Genomic DNA, 25537 nt, shown 5'->3' with positions numbered 1-25537 from the left:
GGTTAGAGGCTGCTTTGGGAAGCAGATCCTAATCATATCGTAAGCCCAGGCGCTCCAAAAGCCCTGCAAGCGTGTCATTGTTAAAAAATTTCACTTTAAGCCAGCCGCCATCGCCTTTATCGTCGATTATTTCTACAGGCGCACCTACTTGTTCTGCCAAGATAGTTTGTAACCGCGCAATGTCGCGATCTTTTTTGTTATTCTTCACTGGGGTTGTATTTTGGGTTTTTTGTTCTTTTACAGCCTGTTCTAATTGACGCACAGACCACTGCTCTCGTACCGCTTGGTCAGCTAAATATTCTTGGTCTGTTGGGCTTAAGCTAATCAAGGTGCGGGCGTGCCCTAAAGATAGAACGCGATCGCGAAGATAATCCTTCACATAAGGAGTTAGGCTTAATAAACGTAAGATATTGGCGATATGACTGCGTGATTTACCAACCAAGGTGGCAATTTCATCTTGGAGGTAGTTGAATTCATCCATCAAGCGTCGATATGCACTTGCCTCTTCAATAAGGTTTAAATCTTCACGTTGGATATTTTCTACTAAGGTTAATGCACACGCTTGTTTGTCGCTGTAATTACCGACTAAACAGGGTACTTGTTGCATTCCTGCAATTTTCGCAGCACGCCAACGTCGTTCACCGGCAATAATTTCATAGCGCTCTTTGGCTATAGCACGTACGATAAGGGGTTCGATTAAGCCCTGAGAAGCAATAGATTGGGCGAGTTCTTTTAAGGCATCGAGATTGAAGTCTTGTCGAGGTTGATATTGACCGCCTTGGATATTCTCTATGGGTAAATAATGAAATTCACTGTGCATTTAAGGCAACTGCATGAGTAATTTGCTCAATTGTTTCATATCTTGGCGTATGGAGGCAAGTGTAGGGTAGGAAACCTGGCCTTGAATGTAGGCTGCGCTTATCAGCCCAGCCTACGATATCTATTTAAAGCAAGCCGTAAATAAGCGCAGAAATTGCAATCACGCCTATAATAACGGTGAAAAGATTGCTGATTTTGTGGGTGGCGTATTTTTGCATCGCAGGTACTTTGGCAATCGCATACATCGGCATAATGAATAAGAGTACGGCAATAACTGGCCCACCCAGGGTTTCAATGATTTTGAGGATGTTGGGATTAATGGTGGCAGTGATCCAACAAGTAATTATCATAAACACTTCAATAATCAGTTGCAGCCTATCTTTACTGAGCGTTTTTCCAGACGATTTTAACGAATTAACAATAATGCTGCTTAAGCCTTCTTTTGCTCCTAGATAATGTCCTAAAAACGATTTGGAAATGGCTATAAAGGCAATAATTGGTGCGATGCATGCGATCAATGGGGTTTTAAAATGATTCGCAAGATAAGACAAAATTGAGATATTTTGTTGTTTCGCTTGCATTAAATCTTGAGGAGAAAGACTAAATACGCAGCTAAACACAAAAAACATAACAGAAAAAACCATCATTAAATGGCTGTATTTCATGATTTTAGTACAACGCTTATCTGCCGAAGCCCCCAGGCGCTCTTTTTGATTAACCGCAAAAGATGAAATAATGGGGGAGTGATTAAAAGAAAATACCATGACAGGGATGACTAACCATAGAGTCATTAGTAATCCTTGTCCACCATTTGCATGTAAGGAGTTACTTTGTTGTAAAATGGCATTATTCCAATTAGGAATTAAATATAAAGAGAGAAATAGTAAAATAGTCGCGAACGGGTAAACCAGGAGCGACATGGATTTTACAATAAATTCCTGGCCAAAACGAATGATTGCCATTAAGGCAAGAATAAGAATAATTGCTAAAAGAGCTCGGGGTGGGGCGGAGACACCGACTTGATTTATTAGAAAGCTCTCTACCGTATTAGTAATTGCGACGCTGTACATTAATAAAATGGGGTAAATCGAAAAAAAATATAAGGCGGTTAGGATTCGACCCGAAAACGTACCAAAATGTTCTTCAACTACATCCGTAATGTTGTTGTGTGCGGAAGAGCCCGATAAAACAAATCGGCATAAGGCTCGATGTGAAAAGTAGGTCATTGGGAAGGCTAATATGGCCATGATAATTAAGGGTAAAATGCCATTTAAGCCAGCGTCAATAGGGAGGAAAAGAGTTCCTGCTCCTACTGCAGTACCATAAAGACTCAGCATCCAAACTGTATCTTGCTTTTCCCAAGTAGTTGAGCTTTGATCTGCTCCTGATACGGGTACCGCCACGGATTCATTTATCGCCATACATCCTACCTTTAAACGGGCTTGTATCGGTTAATACTAATACAAAAAGGCCCTAATTGTTCATAATATTACCAATATATGCGTATTTTTTCAACATAGACGGTATTTTTATGCTGTGTATTACTTTAATACTACAGATTGGTTAGCATTGTAAAGCGTTGGATACCTTGCCCTTCTTACACTACGTTAACACGGGCAAGGTCTTCATTAATAGTCTAACTTGGTTCCGTAGAGCCTGTCTCCAGCATCCCCTAAACCGGGTATGATGTATCCTTTCTCATTCAATTTCTCATCAATGGCGGCAGTGAAAATGGTCACGTCGGGATGCTCTTCATGGAACGTAGCTATACCTTCGGGAGAGGCAAGTAGACAAAGGTACTTAATGGATTTAGGTTCTCTTTCTTTAATTTCTTTAACTGCTGCGATAGCAGAGTTTCCTGTGGCAAGCATGGGATCGACAACAATTACATCGCGATCGTGCATGTGTTCGGGTAATTTAATGTAATACTCAATAGCTTCTAAAGTTTTGGGATCACGATATAAGCCAATATGGCCAATGCGCGCAGTCGGAACAAGTTGTAACATGCCATCCACTAACCCATTTCCCGCCCGTAAAATAGAAACAAATACCATTTTTTTGCCTTTGAGGACAGGAGATTGCATTGTTGCCATGGGTGTTTCAATTTCGGCATACTCGACTTCCAGATCGCGAGTAATTTCATAGGCCAATAACATACTTACTTCATGCATCAAGGTGCGAAACTTTACGGAGCTAGTTTCCTTTTGGCGCATAATCGTTAATTTATGTTGAATTAACGGATGATTAACTACCACAACTTCTTGATTTTGCATCATAACTCCTAAAATACAGTACCATCACTAATAATTTGTAGCGGTGGGATACCGTGATTACGTTTTTCCCTGGCAATACGCCGTCCTGCTTCCCAGGTACCTCCTTGCAAGATTTTTGCGAGTGGTAGCTCTTGAGTACTTTTATGTAGATTTTGCCTAATTAAATCGGCCAATTCATCCAGTAGCGCTACGGTTAAGGCTCGCCATTCCACTACCAGTTCAGAACTGGGATCATGAGCTTGGTGCAGGGCATTTTGATCTTTAAGCCGAAGCAAGCCTGTATCAATTAATAATCCCCCGTTGCGATACTCGGGCAAGCCGGTTAAGGTTTCAAGTTGTGTCACCTGAATTCCTGCTTGTTCTAAAGGCTCCATAAGAGAGTAGGTGAGCCATTGTGATAATTTATGGAATGGAACATATTCAGAGCCAGTGTCCTGACTTTTTAAAGCACTATGCAGCCATACATCACCCAGGGCGACCCCTTGATAATTCAATCGTGCTGGCCAGATGCTGTTAAAGGCGCCAAGTACTGCTTGGAACATTTGAGCGGCCTCTAGCTGGCCATGTGTTGCCATGCCACTGACATAGGTATAGAAATCACCTAAACGGCCTGCTTGTCCAAAATATTCTGTATTTTCTTGTATCGCTTTACCTAAGCGGTTTAATAAGGCGACTCGACCTGAAACCCCTTCAAGAGGATTGTTGCTACTGACTTGAAAGCCTTGTTGCAGCTCCTCTTCCCTTAAGGTGATTAAACGTTGCGCGTCTACGCGAAATGGTTCTTGAGGATGGGCGCTAAAGCCACCACTTTGATAAAGGTCCAAGCTTGCTATTGCCAGGCCTTCAGAGCGTGAAAACTCTTTTCCCGTAGTATGCTCTTTATAGCGCCAGGAAGGACCTGCTCCGGCATCCAGAAATACACTGATAATTACTAACTCATAAAGCACCTTGCCTCGCTCTACAGGGCTTAGTGAACTTAGTTGCTCCTGCATTTTTTGCATGCGGTCAATACCGCCTGCTTCAAAATGCCGCCAGCGACTGTGATAGGGAATATCTAAATTAGGGTATTGTTCTTGAATTACTTCCGTAACAAACGAAGCGGTAGCTGCCATTTGTTCTGAGTCCAAGCTAAAGTGTTGGAGTTTGTTTTGTTTGGCAAGCTCTAAAATAGCATGGGCGCGATTTCGTATGGTATGTGGATCGCGCAGCATGGTTAATATGGGATCTTGTTTTTGTTGTTCCTTATTCATGAAGCTCACGTCCTTTGGTTTCTGCCAACTCGTTAATATCCACGATACGTTCCGGCGAATAATAGCCCGCGGCACGTTTTGCATTCATTTCTACCTGGGCATCAGGAGGAACCAGTTCATCTGGAATCGTGACGCGCTCAGTAACTTCAATCCCCGATTTAATGAGGGCATCGTATTTCATATTAGACATTGAAACAAAACGGTGAATTTTGGTAATACCAAGCCAGTGCAGCACATCAGACATAAGTTCTTGGAAGCGCATGTCTTGAACTCCTGCAACACACTCCGTGCGCTCAAAGTATTTTGCCGCGGTATCTCCACCTTTTTGGCGTTTACGCGCGTTATATACTAGAAACTTGGTGACTTCTCCTAAAGCTCTACCTTCCTTACGGTTATAAACAATAAGTCCCGCCCCGCCTTTTTGCGCGGATTCAATACACAGCTCAATGCCATGCGTTAAATAAGGTCTGCAGGTACAAATGTCTGAGCCAAATACGTCAGAACCATTGCATTCATCGTGAATACGACAAGTGAGCTCCACTTTGGGGTCATGAATAGTGGTCACATCGCCAAAGAAATAGGCGGTAAGTCCGCCAATTGGGGGTAAGAAGACATCAAGGTCGGTGCGGGTTACTAATTCAGGGAACATCCCTGCGGTTTGCTCGAACAGAGTACGGCGAAGGACGGATTCTGAAACTTGAAAACGCTCAGCAATCCCGGGTAAATACCAAACTGGCTCGATTGCCGCTTTGGTTACGGTCACATCACCTGATTCTTTTAATATTTTCCCATCCGGTTTGAGCCGTCCTTTCTGCATTGCAGTATGTAACTCAGGAATATTAATATGAGCTCTGGTTACGGCGATCGTGGGTCTAATGTCATAACCGGCCTGAATCTCTTCTGCAAACTCGGTGGCCACCATATGTCCCCACGGATCTAAGGAAATAATTTTTTGTGGATTAGTCCATTGGGCGTGTGGGCCAATGGCTACAGGTGGGGTGGTATCGGTCAGATCGGGGACATGTTCTGGATCTAAAACACCCGCAGCAACCGCAAGGGCTCGATACACTGAATAAGAACCTGAATGTGTGCCTACGGCATTACGATTACGAATATTAGTTAAGGAGGCAATAATGGGTCCACGCTCTTTCGCGCTAGGAGCACCCCATTTTATTTTTAGTGATGGGGCTGAGTGTACTGAGGGATGAGAGGAGAGAATTATATGTCCTTTAGATTTTTTCTTAAGATCGTCGTGCGCCATGGTGTTAATCCTTTAAATATAATCGCCTGTCTATTGGAGTTATCATAGCAGAACCATTGCGGAGGTAAAGGGCTAAGTTGTTGGGCTGGTTTTGACCATAATGTATTATTGTCGGTTGCTTGGGGCTCAATGTCGTTTACCCTATCTGACCACTATTTTTATTTTATAACCTTAAGGATCGTATTTACATGTTTGATAAACAACATAAAGCTGCCAATAGTACTGAAATCAATCCATACGAATTATCCGCAGAAGACGTTGAGGCGATCTTTCAAGGCATGGAGGGTGGTGATTTGCAGTTGCTTACTCCTTATACCCACGATTCAAAATATAAGCTCATCCTCGTTCACTCTGCGGTTATGACTGGGCAGCTTGAGATTTTACAGTGGCTCTTTGCCGAAAAAATAGCCGATAATGCATCGCTTACAGTGACAGTGGAGGGTCCTAGCCCGGGGCTTAAGGAGATGAATGCGATCCTGGTTGCGGGCATGTATGGCCATCTCCATATTTTAAAATGGTTACACGCTCGTTTAGGCTCACAGTTTCTGGCGACTCAGCGCATTAGCCAGCAAAGATATGATCTTGTTTTGCTTGCGGCAATCTATGGACATTTGCCAGTGTTCAAATGGTTAATAGCCCAAGACTATAGTCTCGATGTACGAGATTACTGGGGTAATTCCCCTTTATTATGTGCCGCGATTAATGGCAAGGTTTCCATCGTTAAATGGATGGTGGAGATTCTTAAAATGCCTTTGGACGTTAAAAACAACGAGGGAGATGGCATTATAAACCTCGCTGCAGCAAATGGGCAGCTGGAGGTTCTGTACTACGTGTATGGTAAAAAACCTAATGTTTTAAATGAGTTAAGTGTGAAAGGTCTTACGCCAGCTATGTCTGCAGCGAAATATAACAAATTACTGGTACTGCAATGGTTATGTGAAAAGCAAGGACTACTTCCTCTTGTCGAGCAGCGAGCGAAAGATGGCACCACGGTTTTTACTGCCGCGTTGTCTTATGGAAGTTTGGAGGTATTCCAATGGTTAGTATCTCAATTATATGGTGATAGAGAGTCCCCTTATTTATATGAATTCTTACATCTTGCCGCTAAAAGAGGGCAATTAGAGATAGTGAAATGGTTGATAACTACTAGAAAGCTTGCTCTTGATGAAAAAACGATGATCGAAGCACGTAGAAGTATGAATGGAGCGTTAACTGGCTGGCTGGAGCGCTATTTGCAAAACCGACTATATACCCTTAAATTGGTTCCCTCGATTACAGAAATCCTTTCGATTATTGAGAAAGGGGAGCTTGGTGCATTGAAAACAATGCACGCACAATACTCCTTAAATAAACTCGAAGAACTGCACCATATAAAAATTGTCCAGCTGGTAGCGGCTAAAGGTCAGCTGAGTCTTTTGCAGTGGTTAATTGATGAGAATATTTTTTCTGAGTTTTCTTTAATCGAAGGCCAAAATGCGATTTTGCTGGCGGCAGAGAACGGTCATGTCAGCATCATTGATTGGGCTCATCAACTATTGGGGCGGCAGGTCATTTCTGCTCAAGATAAAAATGGTTATGATGCGGTTTTATTTGCTGCGGCTTATGGGCATCTGTCCTTATTAAAGTGGTTCTATGAATACCAATATTCTTTTGCCATTCGCGCCAGATCAGGACTTTCCCCTTTATCATTAGCCATAAAAGGGAATTGCTATGATGCTGTGGTCTGGTTACTTAATGGTCCTAATTCCCATCAATTAACGGCAGCTTGTGTGGATATTCAAAATCCTGTTTTGTTGGCAGCCAGCTATGGTCATTTAAATATTTTGCAATTATTGGAGCAAAAGGGCTATAGTTTGCACTGTGAAGATGAGAATGGCGATACGGTATTGCACTTTGCTGCAATGAATGGTTTTGTCAGTATTGTTTATTGGTTGGTGTATGAAAAACAATTTTCCTTCACCGAGATAAAGAATAAGGCAGGGTATAGTCCGGCTGCTTATGCGGTAATAATGGGTAGGAGTTTCCTATTAAGCGAGTTATGGAATGCTGGAAAACTGAGTATGCCTGCGCCAGTTTATGCATACGATAAGGGGATGTTTGACCTTCACGATGAGGTTCTCGACTTTATTGCTTTGTTGGAACTTTTTTCCCAAGAGCAAGCTTATGACTTCCACAATAAAAAATTACTTGAGACTAAAGCACGCATACCTTTTGACCCCCTATTTACGCTAATCAGTTTTTTACATCATCATGCTGCGGGGGTATTAAGTTCGGAAAATGTGTGGCAATTATGTCTTTTATCCGAAAATAATGTGAAACGAATTAGCCTGATAGTAACTAATTTGGCAAAACATAACTTGCTTAATCAGAGTGCTTTGGCAAGTGCATTGCGGCGAGTTCAAACCAAAATTTTTTCGCTTTTAGAAGTGGGCATTGCCGAGAGCCTCGTATCTGATGACCAATTGAAAGCACAGATTACGTTAACTGATGCGCATAGTTTTTGGCTGCATAGAGATATTCAGTTTTTTGCGCAAGGAGGGCAAGGTACAATTCGACAAGCTTATTCATCAATTAACGATGTGGAGCCTGCCTATTGTGTTAAGGAGATACAATCAGGGATTGTCGCCGATTTAAAACAGGCCGCCCGACGTGAGGCTAAATACCATGGGTTATTTTCAAGATATTCTCGCTTTTTTACTGAGGGTCACTCCTCCTATGTAGTTTCCTCTTGGCAGCCAGGACGAGCTTTAAGGCATGTTTCCAGAGAGGAACTAAGTCTTTTGCCGTTTGATACGCGGTTAAAATGTATCATTACTGCATTGAGTAACTTAAACCAGCTGCATTCTCGTTACCGCACTTATAATGATATTAAACCGCACAATTTTATTCTCGATGTGTCGGGCCAAGCATTGAGATTAATTGATTTTGGCTCAGTGCTTAAACACGGTTCCACTAAAAGGACGATGTATACGGAACGTTATCGAGATCCAGTGCATAAAACTGGTTTTTTAAATGATACCTATGGCATGGGACTCATTGTGGCGATACTCTTCCCTGATTTATTTGCTGCAAATTTTGTTTCGGATCCATCAGCTCTTTTAGTTAACCCTAAATCAGTTTCTCCCCAGCACCAGGCGATAATTAAGTTGGTATACGGTTTAATCGATAAAGATAGCGAGAAAAGATGTACCATTGCGGATGCTCTAAATTACAGTAAATGCCTAATGGAGAAATTGCCAGAGCTCGATGAGGCAAGTGTAGAGGCCATTGCTATATCTACAATTTATCGTACTAATACTATACTTGAAGATGTATTGCGTGATGCACGCATCAGCAGGAGTTAAGTGTTGTTCCGGCTTTTATGTACGAGTTGTCTTGCTATTTTGCTCTCTTGCATGATGTAATTTGATTTTCAGCCGTAATTTTGGATTGCGGCTTGATGAACTTCAAGGATCATTTAATGTCCAAACCAGATCGCCGAATCGTATCTCCTTTTTTAGTTTTTGTTGTGTTATTGCTCATGGTATTAATGCAAACAACAACTGATCAATACGTGCCTTCGTTACCTGCGATTACCAAGGTTTTTAATAGTAGTGAAGCGGCAATTCAAATGACTTTGTCTTTGTTTATGCTGGGCTTAGGAATTTCGCATGTATTTTATGGGCCCTTATCCGATAAAATTGGTCGTAAGCCGCCACTCATGTTTGGGATTGGTTTAAGTATTTTCGGTAGTTTATGTTGTTTTCTTGCCACCTCCGTTTGGATGTTGATTCTAGGGCGTTTTTTACAGGGTTTTGGCATTGGGTGTTGTAGTTCTGTAGGTCGCTCCTTAGTTCGTGATTTATTTACGGGAAAAACCCTGGCAAAAATTGGTTCTTATGTTGGGATTGTGAGTGTTTTTATTATCGTTGCCTCACCGATTTTAGGCGGATACATTCAGGAGCAATTCGGTTGGCGGGCTAATTTTTTATTTTTGTTATGTTTTGGCTTAGTGATCTGGCTGCTTGCGCTTTGTGCTTTGCCGGAAACCAACAAAAATCTTAATCCTGATGCGACTAAGTTTAAGGTAATGCGCGCAAACTTTATTATTTTGTTACACTCTAAAGTATTTTTAGGCTATACCCTGTGTTCTTGCTTTGCTTGCGCAGGCATTGTTTCCTACTTGGTAATAGCACCTTTTTTCTTTCAGGATGTTTTAGGCTATACGCCGATGGAGTTTGGAAAATTAACGGTTTTTATTGCTGCTGGTATTTGTGTTAGCGGCATTATTAATAGTCAATTAGTGATGCGCAAAGGGATTTCTTATATGGTACTTATTGGAGCGTTGCTGATGACGCTAGGCGGTATTTGTCTAGTGGGTTTAGCCTTACTCGGCATCACTACGATGTGGAGCATTATTTTTCCGGTCGCCATTTTTTGTATGGGCGCGGGGTTCACCTTTATTAACGCATTTGCGGGAGCGTTTCATCCTTTTCCCCAGATGGCAGGCACCGTTGCTGCATTATACTCCAGCCTACAAGATTTAACTGCGGCTTTAACGAGCGGTATTATTGCTGCTCTTAGAGGCTATGGTCAGTGGTCATTGGCCATAATTCTGCTGATTTTAGGAATTAGTTCTATCGCGAGCTGGGCTCTAGCGGCCCGCGAACAGAAATGATTTAGGTTGCCCACTGTATCTATAAATTAGGCGTGGGTGAGATAAATCTGCGTATCGCGGTCAAGCGGCGGTAATTCGACAGCTAAGTACTCTTTGTTGCAAACAGTCTGGCTTATCTTTTTGAGGCAACAAAGCTTAAATTAAACTTAATGTCAGCTTAAGGATTCATGCAGCGATAAACATAAAGCCCATGCTCTTTATGCCTGAACTCATAGCTACGTGTAGGGATTCTTTGGCAGTGGGCAAAATGCTGAGCCAGGCACGCGCTGCGGTCATAGATGTCAATATAGAAGGCTTCTTTTAAGGTTTTCTCGCTAATTTGTTTATTAATCGTGGTGCTCCATTCAGCATATTGATTTTGTTGCGTGTCACAACCTAAGGTGTAAACCGCTGGGTTGTGGTTAAGGAAAAATAACATGCGCGCAGCAAACCAACCTGAGGTAAACACAGGGCTGGATAGTTGAGGATAATCTTCATTAAATTGCTTGATTAGATGGTATGCGACCAGCTTTTTCGCTTTCACGATAGGATACACATAGGTATTATCGATAACAATAAAAAAGCTGATTAGGGCATAGATTCCAATCAATGCGCTGGCCAATTTGCGATAGGGCAATAGTTGAAAACAATATCCTAGTAATAAGGCACTGCTGATTAGGTAAGGTGCTAGCCAATACTCGCGAATCTCTGCTTTACTTGCCGTGTATAGGTAAAAGCACAGAAAGCTAAGGCTTACAATCCGACATAATTTTACGATTAATTCTTTATCCACATCTAATTTTCTGGTTCCCCAAAAAAATGGAGGAAGAAGCATCACATTTAAACAGGGAATAAATTGGGTAAGGAAGCTTTTTCCTGCATTAAGGAAGGGATTTACCGCCGTATGGAGTTGATGGGTGGTCAGTTGATAGATAAACGATTGCCATTGGTTTTGAGAATTCCAAATAAGGACTGGGCTAAAAATAACCATGGAAAGCAATAGGGCTAAATAAAAGTGTTTGCTCTTAAAAATCGAACGATAGGGGCTAGAGATTAAGAAAATGAGTAAGGCGAGAATTAGGACGATGCCGGAATATTTTGAAAGCATCATTAAGCCCGCACTCGCTCCAATAAGATAGAGTTCTTTATGGTTATTGGTTTTTAAGAATTTTACGGTGTAATAAAGGGTTAGGGCCCAAAATAGGGTGAGTGGGGTGTCATAGGTTGTTTGTTTTAATATATCCAGGGTGACTAGTGGAGAAAATAGCCAGGAAAGGGTAGCAATGTAACTTGCTTCTTTGGATAAGAAAAAACGCGCTGTTTTATAGATAATCCAACTGGTAAGCGCGGTGGTCGCAATGCCTACGAGGCTCAATGCAAACAGCGTATGGCCAAATGCCAGCGTGGCCAGTTTGATAAGATAGGCAATCATCGGGGAGCCATCGTAATAAGACAAGGCGAGATGGCGACTCCATTCCCAATAATAGTAAGTATCAAATGCTAATAAATTGATAGGAGCTAGCCCTAATAGCACCACGAAGTAGAGTGCAAGAAGAAAACAAGTAGCACGTGCATAGGTCATTGGTGGTTGTCTTTAATTATTGAGTGCAAGTTTTTCTCCCCAGATATGGCGAGAGTAAGTGAAGTAATTTAAAAGGGACATTAAACCAATACCAATGCCCATAATTATATTTTCCTGGAGCGCTCCATCCCCAAAACAGAGGACACCCACGCGTAGCCAAGAGCTTTGTAAGTAAATAATACTAATCGAATAAATCGAAAAAAGGGCGAGCCGTTGCATTTTTAGCGCACGGGAAACGGAGTAGTGGGTACGAAAAGTAACTTTATTATTCAAAATAAAGTTATTAATGATGGCGGCAAATACAGCAAGTTGCGAGGCACTAAAGGGTGACAGATGCAGATAATTGCGCAGCAGGTTATACACCCCAAATTGAACTATCATACCCAGGGAGCCGACCAGGCACATTTTTAAATAACGTCTAAGTTCGTAATAACGAAGGGTAAAAACAACTCGTAATGAGTCGACAATACTGTTTTTAGGTAGTTTACTGTCTCCTAAATCCCGATCAACAAACTCAATGGGAAATTCACGAATTCGCGCTTTATTTTTGTGCAGCAGCCATAATAACTGTAACTTATACGCATAATGATTGGTTAAAAATCCTTGCGGGAGGATTTTTAATAAGTGCTGACGGCGGGTCGCACGAAAGCCGCTCGTAAAATCTTTGTATTTAGGTGTAAGCACGGCTCGGGCAATGTAGTTGCCTAAAACGGAAAATAATTTACGATGAAACGCCCAGTTTTTGGGGATACTGCCACCGGGGACATAGCGACTGCCGACAACACAATCACAGTGTTCCAATTGTTCCAAAATCGGGGCAATGTATTTAGGTTGGTGCGATAGGTCGGCATCAAATTCAAAGACAATATCGGCATTCATTTCATTGAGCGCATAGTTCATGGCTTGCAGGTAGGCTGAGCCTAAGCCTGATTTGGCTGATTCCGAACCTAAGTGTAATCTGGGATGGCGTGTTTGTAGGGACTGTACAATACTCTGCGTGTTATCCGTTGAGGCGCTATCAAAAATTAATAGATGCAGTTCGTAATTAGACATAGAGCTCGTAGCAGCAAAGACTTGCTCTATGGTGGTTTCAATGACCGAAGCTTCATTGTATGTCGGAATAATGACAACCACTTTTTCCTTGGTTAATAACGCATCCATGTGTGCATCAAGAGCAGCTGATTTATTTGCATCGAGAGTCAATTTTATATCCGACAGAGGACTATTTTTGCAAGAGTGTACCAATTAATTTTTGGAAAAAAAAGGGATGTACTTTTCGGGAGGAAAGAGGGCGTGATTTATTCGGAGTGATTATTTTCAATAAGATGTTGTAGCACAGTTTTATTGAATCGAAGTAGTCTGGTTACCTCATGGTCACATCTCCTACGTCCCGCGGATAAGTCGTGGGACGTAAGAGTGGGGTGGAGAAGCGTGTGTTGCTCGTAATCAAACTATAGTTTTGTTCCTAGCGTTAAGCTTGCCGATTCAATCACATCTTTTACTGATTCTCTAAATTGCTGCAAATAAGGCTGGGTAGCATGAAAATCAAATGCTTCTTTGGATTCAAAGCATTCCGTCATGGTGAAGATACTGGAGTTTTCCACGTTTTGATGCAGATTATAGCTGATGCATCCGGGCTCGGCTCGAGTTGGTGCCAGGAGAGTTAACAGGGATTTATATAGTTCTTCTTCTTTACCCGGTTTAGAGATAAATTGTGCGATGCAGAGAAAGTTTGCCATTATTCATTCCTTAGTTACGGCTCATAATAGAAATTTCATTTTCGGAGATTTTTATTTTACACGCAATAATTGTTAAAAATTACTTTGAATTGAAACCGCTTGCTCACATAGATTGCGTAAGGCGGTAGCTATTTGCCTGGCTTCATTACCCTGCAAATGATAATCCTCTTTTAATTTTATGGGATCAGCAAAGTTTAGCCATACCTCGCCATTTTGATCTTCCGTAACCATTATTCTTAAAGGTAAGTCCAGGGCAACTGCTGGGTTTTCTTGCATTAGGGCAGTACCTTTAGCAGGATTGCCTATAATAAGTACCTCGGTAGGCAATAAGGATTGATTGACTTTATTGGCTTCAGCGCTGTGATCGATATGTGCAAAAATTTTGCCTCCTTTCTTGCTTACTATAGATCTTAATCGTTCAATAGTTTGCTGCACTGTGTAGGGACTTTGTATCGTTTCTGCCTTTAAACCACCATCCATTGCGGCTAATTTAATATCAAAGGCTGCGGCAATTTTACGAGCTAGAATATCTAGGTCAGTTAAGTTTTCTTTATTGGCTAAAAGTGTCACACAGACTAGTTCATTTGCTGCGGTAAAGCGGCTTAAAAAAGCGGAAAAACCAGGAATATTTCCTTTAATATGCATCAGGCCAGGGTGCCCGGGAAACGACCAGCCCGCATTTCCTGAAATTTTTTGTTGATTAGCCAGCATGGGGCTTTGATATAAGAAGGCTCTATTTTCGGCATTTTTAACGAGAATGCCGCCTGCCAGGCCAATATCCCAAATGCTAATGTCTTGGGCTGAGGCGAGAATACCACTATTGGCAAAAGAGGATGTCCAGCTTACGTCGGGGGCAGTTGCATTGTCTGTCGAATTTCCCACAGCATGTTCTGTAGGATCCACAAAAATTGGATTTTTTAAAAATTCGCTGTGTTTAAATGGCTTAGTACCATTGCTTGTTTCATTTTCCAACGACGATAGGGTATTAATAAAAAAGGTACGCTGTAATCCCATACGCTCAATCTGATTTTTGGTGATATAGGCTTCATAGCTCATACCACTGGCTTGTTCTACAATGAGTCCCAGTAGATAAAAATTAGAAGCACTCATTTGGCTCTCAGTTCCTGATGGAAATAATAAAGTCTCGTCTTTAATCAGGTTAATAATCTCTGTAGGCGCATATTGATGTTGGTAAGAAAAGCCTTTGCTGTTGGTATAATCAGGTATTCCGGAGCTGTGCGTTATCAAATGGCGAATACTGGTGTTTTCCCATGATGGTGGTGCAGAGGAAGGTAGATAGCTAATGATGCAATCATCCAAGTCTAATTTTCCCTCTTCGTGCAGTTGCATTATCGCGACAGCTGTATATGCAGTGGTTATTTGCCCTACATGAAACACCGTCCGAGTTGAAACCAGGCGTTTCGATTGAGTATCTGCTAACCCATACCCTACCACACGTGTAATGTAGGGGGCTTGCACAATGGCAAGAGACATCCCAGGAACCGCATTTTGTTCCATGTACTCAATAATGAGATCATCTACAGATTGTCCTTGGTAGATTGTGCGAAAATCTCCACGACTACTGCCTTGGCTATTCATTCTTACCTCCTTGATAATTCATTTTTTTTCTGTGGCAAAGATCCATTGAACATGGGATGGTATATGCCCTATTTTTTTCAGAAGATTTAAGAAAAAGAACACGGTTATAAATAGTCGGGCGATACCCTATTTTTTTGACCATCATTTATTTTCTTTGTGATCCGCTTATTAATAATAGTTGATTTTAAGGTGTTTTTCTGGCCCGATTTAGCACACTTGGCTTTTGTTTTGCTCGATGTTCGGGTAGAATAAAATTTTAAGCGGGTTGGAATCAGAGGGGCTATGCAAAGCAAAGAAGAGCGTGGCAGACAGTGGCTGGGGAATAAAGCCGGCACCGAATCGGGGCGAGCAAAATTACTAACCGCTTTATTAATGAGCGATTATGTCCAATCAGTGAATAACTTGGGGGCGATTAAAGAGGCATTCGCCGATAGTTTTAATTCAGAGTTATTCATTAGTTTGGATATTCATGGTACACGCGAGCGTGGCGCTGTGTTATTTGCGAAGTTAACCGTTGAGGAGGCTTTAGAGCAGCTAGAGCCCACTGGAAATCAAGACTTAAGGAATGCTTTACAGGATTTGAGTGATATTACAGGGCATCTTTTAAATTCCAAAATACCCTCCACTGCCGATGTAAGAAAATTACTGAAAATAGTAAATGATATATTGGACTTAGATGATGCTGTATTCACCGATAAAGTAATGGCGGAAAATTTACTGTTTACCCTTTATCTTATTCTTAATTTGGGCGAGCCAACTCTGAAGTCGTTGAGTTCCTGGGCTTTGAAAATGGTATCCTGGGTTATTCCTATAGATGAAATACAAGAAAGTATTGTTGTATTATTGCGAAAAGCCGAAACAAAGGCTGCGATTCTTTTGTCTAAGCCTGTGGAGGATGGTGAGGAGGCTACGGTTGTTGAGCTTGCCCAGACCTGTTTTAACCAACAGTACCTCTCATTGCTCACTGCAGAATCTTTTAATAAACAAACGAGCAACAGGGATGAACTTGCGATTCACAAAAAATTAGTGCAAGTTGAAGAAACTATGGCCCAGGTTTCTGCCGGTCTTGTGCGTTTAATGACATTACGAAGCAGTAACCATGAACTGGGATTAAAGATTAAATCACTGAAAGCGCTTCTTAATGCAGTAATCGATAATGAGCGTCGTGTTTTTGGTCGGATGTATTTTTTAGAGTTGCTCGCGCATAATTCAGCGGCATATCAGGTTTTGCTAAACACTTTACCGGAGGCGAAAAAAACTGCTTTTGAGGCTATGGTTCAGCAATTAACTCCCGCTAAGGGAGCCAATTTGTCCCAGCAAATGTCCTATGGTCTGAGCTGGCTTGCTGTGCCGCTAACACATAGTTATCGCTCCATCACCCCACAAAAGATACAGAATGCTGCTTTAACATGGATGCCATCTACTTGGGATAGTGAATGTAAGGGGGCGTTAAAGCAGTTGTTAATGGATACTCTTGAGGAGTTGGATGATACATTGGGGGCACAGCAAGAAGAAATTGTCGGTATTAACAATAAGTTATTTCATCAAGACAATGATTTAAAACGGAAAATTTTAAGTGAAGCCGATGATGGGCTTCTATTGTTACAGCAAACCGCGACGCTTGCAGGAGATGCGTTGCATACCTATCATGCTTTATTGCGTTCAGTAAAAGAAAATCAAGATTTTCTCTATAAATACCAAGCAGATGCTGACAAATTGGCTTATTTTATCTACGTCCATAATAACTTTTGGGTTAAGCTGTCCAACTTTTTTGCGCAAATTTGCTGGTTATTTAAAACCGATGCTGCGCAAATGGTCGATACCGTCATTCAATGTAAAACCAAGCTTGATAAGTTAAATACTCAATATCAGCAGGCGATCGATAGTGCTCTTAAGACCATTGATGAAGATGAGAATATTGATGCACGTGTTAAACAGCAATTAAAAAATCAATTTTATACCGAGGTGGAGAAAGGGCCTATTGCGCCTCTTCATCGTCCAAGTGGAGAGCGTTCTACTCGTTTATTAGTGAACAGTTTGAATCGTCTATTTGCTACTAATCCTACGCCGCGCAGACCGCTATTGGATGTAAATGAGGCTCTAGATGACGAGTCGATTGCAGTATTTGATTTCTAAAGGTTTAAAAAAGAACTTGTTTTATTTCTTCTTCTGGATAAAAATTTGCCCAATTTAAATCATGAAGGAAAATTAACATGCCTACTTTTTTTCAACAAAAAAGCACCTACGATACCACCATGCAAGTTGTAAATGGGGTTGCTGCAGTATTAGCAATTGGGCAAATGATTGCTGACCCTAGTACTTCATGGCGCTTTGGTTGGATTTAGTGACTCATGGTTTAAGCATTTATGCATTTGATAGCAAATACAATATCTGGGGGCGTCTTGCTGCTCATGGAGTGAATTGTGTTCGATTATGCGCGATTTATGCTGATGGACAGTTTGGTCTTGTCGAGGCGGCTGATACGGTATTACATGTCGTCAACGCAGCCGGTGTTTTACTTTCTGCTGCTGAGCGTGAAGAGACGGCTCCTCGCCCTAGTCCTCGATAATATGTGAGCACGGCCATAGGTTAGAGCATGGGCTATTCAGCTCAATTTCCCCCATACCTTCATCCCGCGGCCTGCGGGATCCGAAAGCTCTATGCTCAGAGTGAGATTTCTGGATTCTGCGAACAAGTCGTGGAGCGTAGAGGTAGGATAATAAAGGCAAAAAGGTCATCAGTTTAACCTATAATATCAATATAAAATCCATTTCCCCTACACCTTATTCTTCTTCTAATGAAGAGCTATAAAAAAACTCCAATCACACCCTGAAATTTGAGCTATATTAAACAGTACAGGACTTAATAATAATAAAAAAAGGACATGTCATGAGCGCTCTTCTGCTATTGGCTTTAGCCGTGTCATCCTATTTGCCTCCAGTACCAGTGCAGTTTATTGAGCAGCAGCAAAAAAAGGTGAATGATGATATTCGCTTTATTAATGGATTGGTTCCTATTGTTTCAGCGGGGCATTCTAGTGTTCAAGCAATTAATGAGATGAATCTCATGCTGCATAATGAAGCACCTCATTTAAATCAACAAGTTATTAATAAAGTATTAATGACCCTGAAATGTGCGAATGACTATAATGTGGACCATAACAATATTCTCACTATTATTGATTATTCAATGCCATCGAATGAAAAACGCTTTTGGGTTTTTGATTTAAACGCAAAAAAATTATTGTTTCATACTTATGTGTCTCATGGCATTAAGTCAGGCGCTTTAGTCTCCAATTATTTTTCGAATCAATACAATAGCAAAGCCAGCAGTATCGGGGTCTATCAAACGCTCCAGTCCTATTATGGGCGTGATGGACTTTCCTTGCGTCTGGATGGTTTAGACCGCAGTTTTAATGACAATGCGTCCAATCGTTCGGTGGTAATGCATTCAGGATGGTATGTGCAAGAGCGCTTTATTAAAAAATACGGACGCCCTGGTCGTAGCTGGGGATGTCCTGCCTTACCTTTAGAAAATTCTAGCGCCATCATTAATACCATTAAAGATAAGTCTTTAATGGTAATTTATTATCCTAGCGATAACTGGTTTAGCAAATCACGATTTTTAAATTGTGATAAGGATGTAGCATCTCATCTTACTAATCCGATGACCTTGAGCATGCCTGCTACAGCGCCTGACGATCAGCGAGAAGCAATCCTATTTGTTAGCAGTGGCTATAAAGGTAAAGCGACTGAAACTACCCCGGTGGCGGTGATGTCTGCGGATGTTTATCAACGCATATTTCATACTACTGCGCCACTCAAGCGCATGTTAAGACGGCAAATCAATAGCGCGGAGTATATTGCCTTAAGCACATCTGAGCTGAATTATCTAGCGAATAATCATGCGGCTGATTTAAGTTCAATTTATTTTGTCATTCCTACCATGAAAGAGGTACGAGGCGGTTATTTTGAAACGCAAATGCAGATAGTTAATTTAGGTAAGATCAAGGAAGTGAAAGCCAATGGGACTCAGGGGACTAGTTTTACCATTTCTTTTGAAGGAAGACCTGCAATTGGTTTAAATGCTTCGAATCAGTTTATACGCTGGGTGGGATTGTAACTATAAGGTAATTCTAAGGCATAGAGCCTGGCGGGCCAGGCTCTATTTACGATTAGTGTTGCCCTTCTTCCGGGCGCTCATCGCTGTCGCGCAGTTCAACCCACATTGCATTCAATATTGCGAAAGCACAGGCCAAACCAGTGCCTAAAATCCAGGAAAAATACCACATAACATTACCTCCTAATAGGCCGTATCTTGATTATTAGTAATCGTTTCTTCAGTAACTTTCCCTCGCAAAACACGATAAACCCAAGCGGTATACCCTAAAACAATCGGCAGGAAGATAACCACGGCGACTAGCATAATAAATAGAGTTAACTGACTTGAGGAGCTGTCCCAAACGGTGAGACTTTGTCCAGGATTCGTCGAGGAGGGGAGTATAAACGGAAACATGCTTACACCAACGGTGGCAATAATTCCAATCACTGATAGTGCGCTGCATACAAAGGCAAGCTTTGTCCAACGTGCAGTGATGAAAGCAAAAAATGCAGCTAAAATTCCCAGCGCAGGAGCGATTAAGGTGAGTGGCATATTCCGATAATTATTAAACCACGCATCCATTTGCAGAGCAGCGGTTTTATAAAGCGGATTGGATGGACCATCATGTGGCACTACAGAGCTTAGTGCATAGCCAGCGATCTGGTAGTGTAGCCAAAATCCCGCGGCAATGAACACTATGATTGACAGCAAGGCGCAAACTCTTCCCGCCCGAACAGCACGGCCTTGTAAATGGCCTTCAGTTTTGACGTTAAGGAAAAAAGCCCCATGCATGGCCAACATGAACACCGATAACAGACCACAAAGTAAGGCAAAAGGATTAAGGAGAGCCCAAAATGTACCGGTATAAAATGGCCGTAATTGCGGATCAAAATGGAACGGTACTCCTTGTAATACATTACCTATAGCGACGCCAAAAATAAGTGCGGGAACAAAGCCACCAATAAATAAAGCCCAGTCCCAAACTCCTCGCCATAGCGCGCTATTGACTTTAGAGCGGTATTTAAATCCTACTGGGCGCAAAATCAATGCCAGTAAGATCAAAAACATGGCTAAATAAAACCCGGAAAATGACAGAGCATATAAGGCTGGCCAGGCAGCGAAAATAGCACCACCTCCGAGAATAAACCAAACCTGATTGCCTTCCCAGGTCGGTGCAATGCTGTTAATCATAATCCGGCGTTCCATATTGGTTTTGGAAAGCCAGGGCAGCCACATTGCTACTCCTAAATCAAAGCCATCAAATACTGCAAAACCAATCAGTAATACACCCAGCAGTACCCACCATACAACACGTAATGTTTCATAATCTAAAGGCATCATTCTCTCCTAGTGAGCCATATTATCGGGGCCAAGACGAATGTATTTAACCATCAAGTACACTTCAACCACGGCAAGTGTGCTATAAAAGAGCACAAAACCAGAAATTGAGGTAAGTACTTGGGTTGTGCTAACAGAAGAAGTTCCCATCATCGTAGGTAATACTCCTTGCACGACCCAAGGCTGGCGACCATATTCTGCAACGACCCAACCTAATTCCGCGGCAAGCCAAGGTAAGGGAAGGGCGCAGAAGGCAATACGATGGTACCAGCGAGAAGTATGCAATTGATGTTTCGCAGAGAGGTAGAAACCTACAGCAAAGAGTAAAATAAAGAAGAATCCACAGGCCACCATAATGCGGAATGAAAAGAATAGCGGAACGACATTAGGTTTGAGATCATGGGCTGCTTTATCAATTTGTTCTTCAGTTGCATCGACTACATTTTCGGTATACTTTTTCAGCAGTAATCCATAGCCTAAATGAGCATTATGTGCGAGAAAGTCAGCCTTAGCTTGAGGATCATTGTGATCTTTTTGCAGCCTGGTTAAGGCTTCATAAGCAAGCATTCCCTCTTTGATGCGATCTTTACCCTGAGCAATGAGCTCAGTAATACCCTCAAGTGGTTGATTAAAGCTACGGGTGGCAATTATCCCTAGTACATAAGGAATTTCGATTGCGTAGTCCGTAGTCATAGTTTTTTCATTGGGAAGCCCAATCAAGGTGAGTCCGGCAGGTGCTTTTTCGGTATGCCATATTGCTTCAATTGCTGCGAATTTCATTTGTTGGAAATCATAATCAAAGTGCCCACTTTCATCACCAAGGACCACCACTGCGAGGGCAGAAGCTAGTCCAAAGCTCGTTGCAACCGTCATCGAGCGTTTAGCGAAGGCAAGATTACGACCTCTTAACAAGAAATAGGCACTGATGGATAAAACGAAAATAGAACCCGTGACATAGCCGGCACTAATGGTATGTACGAATTTGGCTTGAGCTACTGGATTAAAGATCACCGCAGCAAAGTCGGTAACCTCCATGCGCATGGTTTCGAAATTAAATTCAGCTCCTACCGGGTTTTGCATCCAGCCATTGGCAATTAAAATCCATAAAGCAGAGAGATTCGTGCCTAAGGCTAACATCCAGGTGCAACACATATGTTGTACCCGACTTAATCTGTCCCAGCCAAAGAAAAACAAACCAACAAAGGTTGCTTCCAAAAAGAAAGCCATGATTCCTTCCAGCGCTAATGGGGCACCAAAGACATCACCGACATAATGGGAGTAATAGGCCCAATTCGTCCCAAATTGAAACTCCATTGTCAATCCGGTTGCAACCCCCAGAACAAAGTTAATTCCAAAGAGCATACCCCAGTATTTAACCATTTTTCGCCATATATCACGCCCAGTCATAACATAGACTGTTTCCATAATGGCCAGGATTAATGACAGGCCTAAGGTCAGCGGGACAAATAGAAAATGATAAAGAGCGGTTAAAGCAAATTGTAGACGGGAAAGATCTACAAGGTCACTTCCAGGTATCATGGTTCACCTCACTTGTAAAAAGCGAATCTGGAGCAGAGTCGCATAAATAGAAAATTATTTTAGAGCTTTAGATGGTTCTTGGACATGAGTGTTGCCTAATAGCCATTGCTCCGTATTTTTAGTTGGTTTTTCTACGTTTTTGAAACAGACAGTCCACAGCACGAACAACATGGATAGTTTTACTATTAAAGTCAATAAGATATCACGCGTTAATGGTTTTATCATTGCCTCACTCCTCCTTTTTTAGCATACCAAACTTTAATGATTCGGCGATCAAGTTGGCTCTTTGCGTTATTTCTTCAGCTGCTTCTTTGGGTAAATGATTTTGGGCTGCGTGTTGGAATAAATTTAACCAGCGGATAAAGTGGGTTTCTTGAATCTGGGTGAGTTCTTTGAGTACCACATGCTTTTGGTAGGCATTACCGTGATATTCATTGGTTTTTAGCATGACACTATTCCAAAACTGGCACAGCCGAGGAATATGTTCATCCCAATTAACGTGGGCTACCTCATTAAAAACAGGCCCAAGCATCTCATCAGCTTGGACTTTTTGATAAAAGTGAGTGACGAGTGTCTCAATATGTGTTTTGGTCAGTGTGGACATAATCTACTGCCAATTGGTGTAACTTCAACAATATAGAGGACACATGGTGTGGAGCGTGTATTGGAAAGTTACTAATTTTCTAAATTGAAACTAATGATAATAAAGTTATATTTTAAATGCAATTTATAACACGAGTTTCTTAGAAATTTAGATTATTTTCACTGGTCCCTGGGTTAGGAGCTGATGAAGCCGCTCCTTGTTGTCTCAGAAAGCTAAATTTTCTTAAGGTTTCTAGCGATTTTTGATCATTGCGAGCCTTGGTGCTGATTTGTTCATCATTGACGTTTATTAATTCGTCAAGTTCTTTGATTAAGCTTTCCAGGTGTAGCCTTAACTGTGCTTGTTCTTGCAGAGACTCCTGTAATTGTTTTTGGGTGGCTTCCAGCTCCAGATTTATTTTAGAGGTACTTATGACAAATTGGGAAAGATCCTTTTCTTTACTGGTAATAAAGTCCTGTAATTTTTGTTTCAGCAGCTCTTGATGCTCTTCGTTGACTAGGGCAGGGTTTGATAAAGAAATTACCGTGTTTTTCAATGTTGATACCATACGCGTCATTTGTTCACGTTCTGATTCGAGCTGGATGCGTATTTTTTCTAATTGATTAATTTTGTCATGTAGTTCGGCCTGCGTCTCTTCTGATTGCTCAGTCACTTCGGTTAATTGCTTTTGCGTTGCGTAGAACAGTTTGGATTGCTCTTCCATCTCGTCATTTAGGTTGCTGATTGTTAGCTCATGGGCGTTTATTATGGCTTGTAGTTTTTGGGGGGTGGCAGTTAGTCCGTTTATTTTTTCAGTTAACCCTGATGTTTGCTCATTTAAATGGTCAATAGTGTGCAGGAACTGTTTATTTTTTTCTTGTAGGTTCTCTATTTCATGTTTGAATTGCTCATGAACATTATTAATTAAACCAATCAGGGTGCCAAGCAGATTCGTAAGATTCTGCATGATGGTTTTAAATTTCTGGGTGTTATGATGGAATAGACCTTGATGCTCATTGAGTAAGAAGGTGATAGCAGTATAGCAACTCAAAGCAACGATACTCATTGCCGTGCTAAATATTAAGAGCGAACATGCTAATACGAAGCCGGCACTGATTTGCATCCATAGTGGTAATTGGCCCCAATATGTTGCTGCACGAGAAATGAGACTTCTTGTTTCAGCAAAGGCATCAATTGCCGCTTCGAGGTCGCGTTGTAAGGTGCTTAATTGGCTAAATGCTTGCTCGATTTCATGCCAAGGTAGTTGTTTCGGATTTAGCGCATTATTCTTGGAAACATGAATTCCCTTATCAAAAGCCATGGGGCTGTCCTTAAACGCAAGATTAATATAGAAAAATGGGGTCGCATTATTACACACCTACGCTGTAGAACCAACAGTAAAAGGCTATTTTATCCAGTACATAATGCTATTTTTAAATGCAATTTGAGCTATACTAAGATCAAAGAATAAAGAAAAAATGGGGATGTATCATGAGTGGAAATACGATGAGTAAAATTATACGTACTGCGGTTTTTGCTCTAGGTCTATTTGCTAGTGCAGCATGTAGCGCCCACGGTGGTGGCGGCGGCTGGCACGGCGGTGGTGGCGGCTGGCACGGCGGTGGCGGTGGCTGGCACGGTGGTGGCGGTGGCTGGCACGGTGGTGGCGGCGGTTGGCATGGTGGTGGATATTACCATGGCGGTGGTGGCTGGTGGGGCCCTGGTGTAGTTATTGGTGTTCCCGGTGGTTATTACTATGACTCCGGATGTCAAACTGTTCGCGTATGTAACCGTTATGGCCATTGTTGGTTGCAAGAATCCTGTTACTAATCCCTCAAGTAAATGTAAAAACCGTGAATTTTTCACGGTTTTTTGTTTATGGATATCCCACGTATATCATGCCCCAGGTCGTAATTTGTCGTGCCTCTTTCATTTTGTTTCTCGGTTTTGTGGTATTATTGTGCACTTTATTGATGACATCGAGATATTATGGAAAATACATTGGATTACCTGAAGCATTTAAAGTGGGAGCACATTGCTTTTTCTTTTATGCTCCTCTTTTTTGGCTATTTTTTTGCAAAAAAAATCAGTGCTTTAGTCGGAAAATTCATTGAAAATAAATTTTCAAAGCATCATGCAATGCTTTCTAGTCGTATTGTTTATTATGGTTTATTTTTATTATTTTTAGTTTCTGCTTTGCACGAAATGGGATTTAAACTTACTATTTTATTAGGTACAGCGGGGTTATTTACTGTTGCCCTAAGTTTTGCCTCCCAAACTGCTGCCTCAAACCTTATTAGTGGCGTTTTTCTTTTATTTGAGCGTCCCTTTAAAGTAGGGGATGTTATTTCGATTAAAGACATTAGAGGTACGGTTGAAACTATTGATTGGTTATCAACTAAGATAAAAACCAGTGACAATCGTTTGATTCGTATACCTAATGAAGCCTTAATTAAATCGGAAATTACTAATCTGAGTATCTACCCGCAAAAACGAGACGAAATAGTGTTACGTATTGATTCAGTTCATGATATTAGCAATATTAAAATACTACTAAGAGATATTTGTGATGAGTGTGCTCATATTTTACCTAAGCAGGGCACGAAAATTTTATTATCGCAAATGTTGGATAAGGGCGTCGAATTGAAAGTGCTCTATTGGTCAAAAACTGATTTAGCCTTGGTGCGTGATGAGTTATTAACGGCCATTAAGACCTCTTTTGAACGCGAAGCGATTACCTTTGTACCAGAACGATCGCTTGCTTAAGGCAAACAACAGGTCTTCAATTGTAAGCAAAATGCAGTTATTGTGAGCCTT

At 41.5% G+C, this 25537-nt stretch carries 23 protein-coding genes; 8 read left to right on the top strand and 15 right to left on the bottom strand.

Translation table 11 applies throughout. The features are described from left to right. Window positions 1-28 precede the first annotated feature (28 nt). The 5 genes from ACD661_RS07435 to ACD661_RS07415 form a co-directional block, all read right to left on the bottom strand. Window positions 29-820, bottom strand: coding sequence for a ParB/RepB/Spo0J family partition protein (locus ACD661_RS07435; protein ID WP_400187188.1), 792 nt, complete (start codon window positions 818-820; stop codon window positions 29-31). A gap of 124 nt (window positions 821-944) precedes the next feature. After that, window positions 945-2240: a serine/threonine transporter gene (locus ACD661_RS07430; RefSeq protein ID WP_400187187.1), complete on the bottom strand. Its 1296-nt coding sequence runs from the start codon at window positions 2238-2240 to the stop codon at window positions 945-947. Between the two features lie 207 nt (window positions 2241-2447). Beyond that, window positions 2448-3092 carry a uracil phosphoribosyltransferase gene (gene upp / locus ACD661_RS07425; protein ID WP_400187247.1) on the bottom strand — a complete coding sequence of 215 codons (645 nt, stop codon included), beginning with the start codon at window positions 3090-3092 and terminating at the stop codon, window positions 2448-2450. 8 nt (window positions 3093-3100) lie between these two features. Then, window positions 3101-4342 carry a URC4/urg3 family protein gene (locus ACD661_RS07420; RefSeq protein WP_400187186.1) on the bottom strand — a complete coding sequence of 414 codons (1242 nt, stop codon included), beginning with the start codon at window positions 4340-4342 and terminating at the stop codon, window positions 3101-3103. Beyond that, on the bottom strand, window positions 4335-5603 hold the full coding sequence (locus ACD661_RS07415; protein ID WP_400187185.1) for a GTP cyclohydrolase II: 1269 nt from the start codon (window positions 5601-5603) through the stop codon (window positions 4335-4337). The genes ACD661_RS07420 and ACD661_RS07415 overlap by 8 nt, the downstream gene beginning before the upstream one ends. Window positions 5604-5791: 188 nt before the next feature. On the opposite strand from ACD661_RS07415, the gene ACD661_RS07410 reads away from it, so the two are divergent. Both ACD661_RS07410 and ACD661_RS07405 read left to right on the top strand, forming a co-directional pair. After that, window positions 5792-8947, top strand: a complete 3156-nt coding sequence (locus tag ACD661_RS07410) for an ankyrin repeat and protein kinase domain-containing protein (protein WP_400187184.1) — start codon at window positions 5792-5794, stop codon at window positions 8945-8947. 116 nt (window positions 8948-9063) lie between these two features. After that, window positions 9064-10260, top strand: a complete 1197-nt coding sequence (locus ACD661_RS07405; RefSeq protein ID WP_400187183.1) for a multidrug effflux MFS transporter — start codon at window positions 9064-9066, stop codon at window positions 10258-10260. Between the two features lie 157 nt (window positions 10261-10417). On the opposite strand, the gene ACD661_RS07400 is transcribed toward ACD661_RS07405, so the two are convergent. From ACD661_RS07400 to ACD661_RS07385, 4 genes are all read right to left on the bottom strand, one after another. After that, the gene (locus ACD661_RS07400; protein ID WP_400187182.1) at window positions 10418-11821 is read right to left on the bottom strand and encodes a glycosyltransferase family 39 protein; all 1404 of its coding nucleotides are present in this window, start codon (window positions 11819-11821) and stop codon (window positions 10418-10420) included. Window positions 11822-11833: 12 nt separating this feature from the next. Further along, complete coding sequence (locus ACD661_RS07395) at window positions 11834-12982, bottom strand: glycosyltransferase family 2 protein (RefSeq protein ID WP_400187246.1); 1149 nt, start codon at window positions 12980-12982, stop codon at window positions 11834-11836. A 290-nt stretch (window positions 12983-13272) separates the two neighbouring features. Then, complete coding sequence (locus ACD661_RS07390) at window positions 13273-13560, bottom strand: putative quinol monooxygenase (protein WP_400187181.1); 288 nt, start codon at window positions 13558-13560, stop codon at window positions 13273-13275. A gap of 72 nt (window positions 13561-13632) precedes the next feature. Beyond that, complete coding sequence (locus ACD661_RS07385) at window positions 13633-15159, bottom strand: serine hydrolase (protein ID WP_400187180.1); 1527 nt, start codon at window positions 15157-15159, stop codon at window positions 13633-13635. Window positions 15160-15441: 282 nt separating this feature from the next. On the opposite strand from ACD661_RS07385, the gene ACD661_RS07380 reads away from it, so the two are divergent. From ACD661_RS07380 to ACD661_RS07365, 4 genes are all read left to right on the top strand, one after another. Continuing rightward, window positions 15442-17295 carry a hypothetical protein gene (locus ACD661_RS07380; protein ID WP_400187179.1) on the top strand — a complete coding sequence of 618 codons (1854 nt, stop codon included), beginning with the start codon at window positions 15442-15444 and terminating at the stop codon, window positions 17293-17295. 77 nt (window positions 17296-17372) lie between these two features. Beyond that, on the top strand, window positions 17373-17504 hold the full coding sequence (locus tag ACD661_RS07375; RefSeq protein ID WP_400187178.1) for a hypothetical protein: 132 nt from the start codon (window positions 17373-17375) through the stop codon (window positions 17502-17504). After that, window positions 17483-17728, top strand: a complete 246-nt coding sequence (locus ACD661_RS07370; protein WP_400187177.1) for a hypothetical protein — start codon at window positions 17483-17485, stop codon at window positions 17726-17728. Before ACD661_RS07375 ends, ACD661_RS07370 begins: the two co-directional genes overlap by 22 nt. A gap of 320 nt (window positions 17729-18048) precedes the next feature. Then, complete coding sequence (locus ACD661_RS07365) at window positions 18049-19281, top strand: murein L,D-transpeptidase catalytic domain family protein (protein WP_400187176.1); 1233 nt, start codon at window positions 18049-18051, stop codon at window positions 19279-19281. Between the two features lie 52 nt (window positions 19282-19333). Here the strand turns inward: ACD661_RS07365 and cydX are convergent, their stop codons facing one another. The 6 genes from cydX to ACD661_RS07335 form a co-directional block, all read right to left on the bottom strand. After that, the gene (gene cydX, locus ACD661_RS07360; protein WP_400187175.1) at window positions 19334-19450 is read right to left on the bottom strand and encodes a cytochrome bd-I oxidase subunit CydX; all 117 of its coding nucleotides are present in this window, start codon (window positions 19448-19450) and stop codon (window positions 19334-19336) included. Window positions 19451-19461: 11 nt separating this feature from the next. Further along, window positions 19462-20598 carry a cytochrome d ubiquinol oxidase subunit II gene (gene cydB, locus ACD661_RS07355; RefSeq protein ID WP_400187245.1) on the bottom strand — a complete coding sequence of 379 codons (1137 nt, stop codon included), beginning with the start codon at window positions 20596-20598 and terminating at the stop codon, window positions 19462-19464. A gap of 9 nt (window positions 20599-20607) precedes the next feature. Beyond that, complete coding sequence (locus ACD661_RS07350; RefSeq protein ID WP_400187174.1) at window positions 20608-22137, bottom strand: cytochrome ubiquinol oxidase subunit I; 1530 nt, start codon at window positions 22135-22137, stop codon at window positions 20608-20610. A gap of 54 nt (window positions 22138-22191) precedes the next feature. Continuing rightward, window positions 22192-22362 carry a cytochrome oxidase putative small subunit CydP gene (gene cydP, locus ACD661_RS07345; RefSeq protein WP_400187173.1) on the bottom strand — a complete coding sequence of 57 codons (171 nt, stop codon included), beginning with the start codon at window positions 22360-22362 and terminating at the stop codon, window positions 22192-22194. A 4-nt stretch (window positions 22363-22366) separates the two neighbouring features. Continuing rightward, window positions 22367-22741, bottom strand: coding sequence for a group III truncated hemoglobin (locus ACD661_RS07340; protein WP_400187172.1), 375 nt, complete (start codon window positions 22739-22741; stop codon window positions 22367-22369). A gap of 139 nt (window positions 22742-22880) precedes the next feature. Then, complete coding sequence (locus ACD661_RS07335) at window positions 22881-24041, bottom strand: hypothetical protein (protein ID WP_400187171.1); 1161 nt, start codon at window positions 24039-24041, stop codon at window positions 22881-22883. A gap of 185 nt (window positions 24042-24226) precedes the next feature. Between ACD661_RS07335 and ACD661_RS07330 the strand changes: the two genes are divergently transcribed. Then, window positions 24227-24550 (top strand): hypothetical protein, encoded by a 324-nt coding sequence (locus ACD661_RS07330; protein ID WP_400187170.1) that lies wholly within the window; start codon window positions 24227-24229, stop codon window positions 24548-24550. 159 nt (window positions 24551-24709) lie between these two features. Beyond that, entirely contained in the window at window positions 24710-25486 is a 777-nt protein-coding gene (locus tag ACD661_RS07325) for a mechanosensitive ion channel family protein (protein ID WP_400187169.1), read from the top strand. Window positions 25487-25537 lie beyond the last annotated feature (51 nt).

Origin of the sequence: Legionella lytica (assembly GCF_044626755.1) — a bacterium.
Classification (GTDB): Bacteria; Pseudomonadota; Gammaproteobacteria; order Legionellales; family Legionellaceae; genus Legionella; species Legionella lytica_A.
The sequence above is the reverse complement of the archived record's forward strand: the minus strand, read 5'-3'. Positions and strand labels throughout refer to the sequence as shown.

Bases quoted from the DNA above. Each gene is read 5' to 3' on its own strand.
- ACD661_RS07420 (WP_400187186.1), bottom strand. From the start codon at position 4,342: ATGAATAAGGAACAACAAAAACAAGATCCCATATTAACCATGCTGCGC.
- ACD661_RS07405 (WP_400187183.1), top strand. From the start codon at position 9,064: ATGTCCAAACCAGATCGCCGAATCGTATCTCCTTTTTTAGTTTTTGTT.
- cydP (WP_400187173.1), bottom strand. From the start codon at position 22,362: ATGATAAAACCATTAACGCGTGATATCTTATTGACTTTAATAGTAAAA.
- ACD661_RS07350 (WP_400187174.1), bottom strand. From the start codon at position 22,137: ATGATACCTGGAAGTGACCTTGTAGATCTTTCCCGTCTACAATTTGCT.
- ACD661_RS07430 (WP_400187187.1), bottom strand. From the start codon at position 2,240: ATGGCGATAAATGAATCCGTGGCGGTACCCGTATCAGGAGCAGATCAA.
- ACD661_RS07340 (WP_400187172.1), bottom strand. From the start codon at position 22,741: ATGTCCACACTGACCAAAACACATATTGAGACACTCGTCACTCACTTT.
- ACD661_RS07415 (WP_400187185.1), bottom strand. From the start codon at position 5,603: ATGGCGCACGACGATCTTAAGAAAAAATCTAAAGGACATATAATTCTC.
- ACD661_RS07385 (WP_400187180.1), bottom strand. From the start codon at position 15,159: ATGAATAGCCAAGGCAGTAGTCGTGGAGATTTTCGCACAATCTACCAA.
- ACD661_RS07390 (WP_400187181.1), bottom strand. From the start codon at position 13,560: ATGGCAAACTTTCTCTGCATCGCACAATTTATCTCTAAACCGGGTAAA.
- ACD661_RS07375 (WP_400187178.1), top strand. From the start codon at position 17,373: ATGCCTACTTTTTTTCAACAAAAAAGCACCTACGATACCACCATGCAA.
- ACD661_RS07365 (WP_400187176.1), top strand. From the start codon at position 18,049: ATGAGCGCTCTTCTGCTATTGGCTTTAGCCGTGTCATCCTATTTGCCT.
- ACD661_RS07335 (WP_400187171.1), bottom strand. From the start codon at position 24,041: ATGGCTTTTGATAAGGGAATTCATGTTTCCAAGAATAATGCGCTAAAT.
- ACD661_RS07400 (WP_400187182.1), bottom strand. From the start codon at position 11,821: ATGACCTATGCACGTGCTACTTGTTTTCTTCTTGCACTCTACTTCGTG.
- ACD661_RS07380 (WP_400187179.1), top strand. From the start codon at position 15,442: ATGCAAAGCAAAGAAGAGCGTGGCAGACAGTGGCTGGGGAATAAAGCC.
- cydX (WP_400187175.1), bottom strand. From the start codon at position 19,450: ATGTGGTATTTTTCCTGGATTTTAGGCACTGGTTTGGCCTGTGCTTTC.
- upp (WP_400187247.1), bottom strand. From the start codon at position 3,092: ATGCAAAATCAAGAAGTTGTGGTAGTTAATCATCCGTTAATTCAACAT.
- ACD661_RS07330 (WP_400187170.1), top strand. From the start codon at position 24,227: ATGAGTAAAATTATACGTACTGCGGTTTTTGCTCTAGGTCTATTTGCT.
- ACD661_RS07435 (WP_400187188.1), bottom strand. From the start codon at position 820: ATGCACAGTGAATTTCATTATTTACCCATAGAGAATATCCAAGGCGGT.
- ACD661_RS07325 (WP_400187169.1), top strand. From the start codon at position 24,710: ATGGAAAATACATTGGATTACCTGAAGCATTTAAAGTGGGAGCACATT.
- ACD661_RS07370 (WP_400187177.1), top strand. From the start codon at position 17,483: ATGGCGCTTTGGTTGGATTTAGTGACTCATGGTTTAAGCATTTATGCA.
- ACD661_RS07395 (WP_400187246.1), bottom strand. From the start codon at position 12,982: ATGGATGCGTTATTAACCAAGGAAAAAGTGGTTGTCATTATTCCGACA.
- cydB (WP_400187245.1), bottom strand. From the start codon at position 20,598: ATGCCTTTAGATTATGAAACATTACGTGTTGTATGGTGGGTACTGCTG.
- ACD661_RS07410 (WP_400187184.1), top strand. From the start codon at position 5,792: ATGTTTGATAAACAACATAAAGCTGCCAATAGTACTGAAATCAATCCA.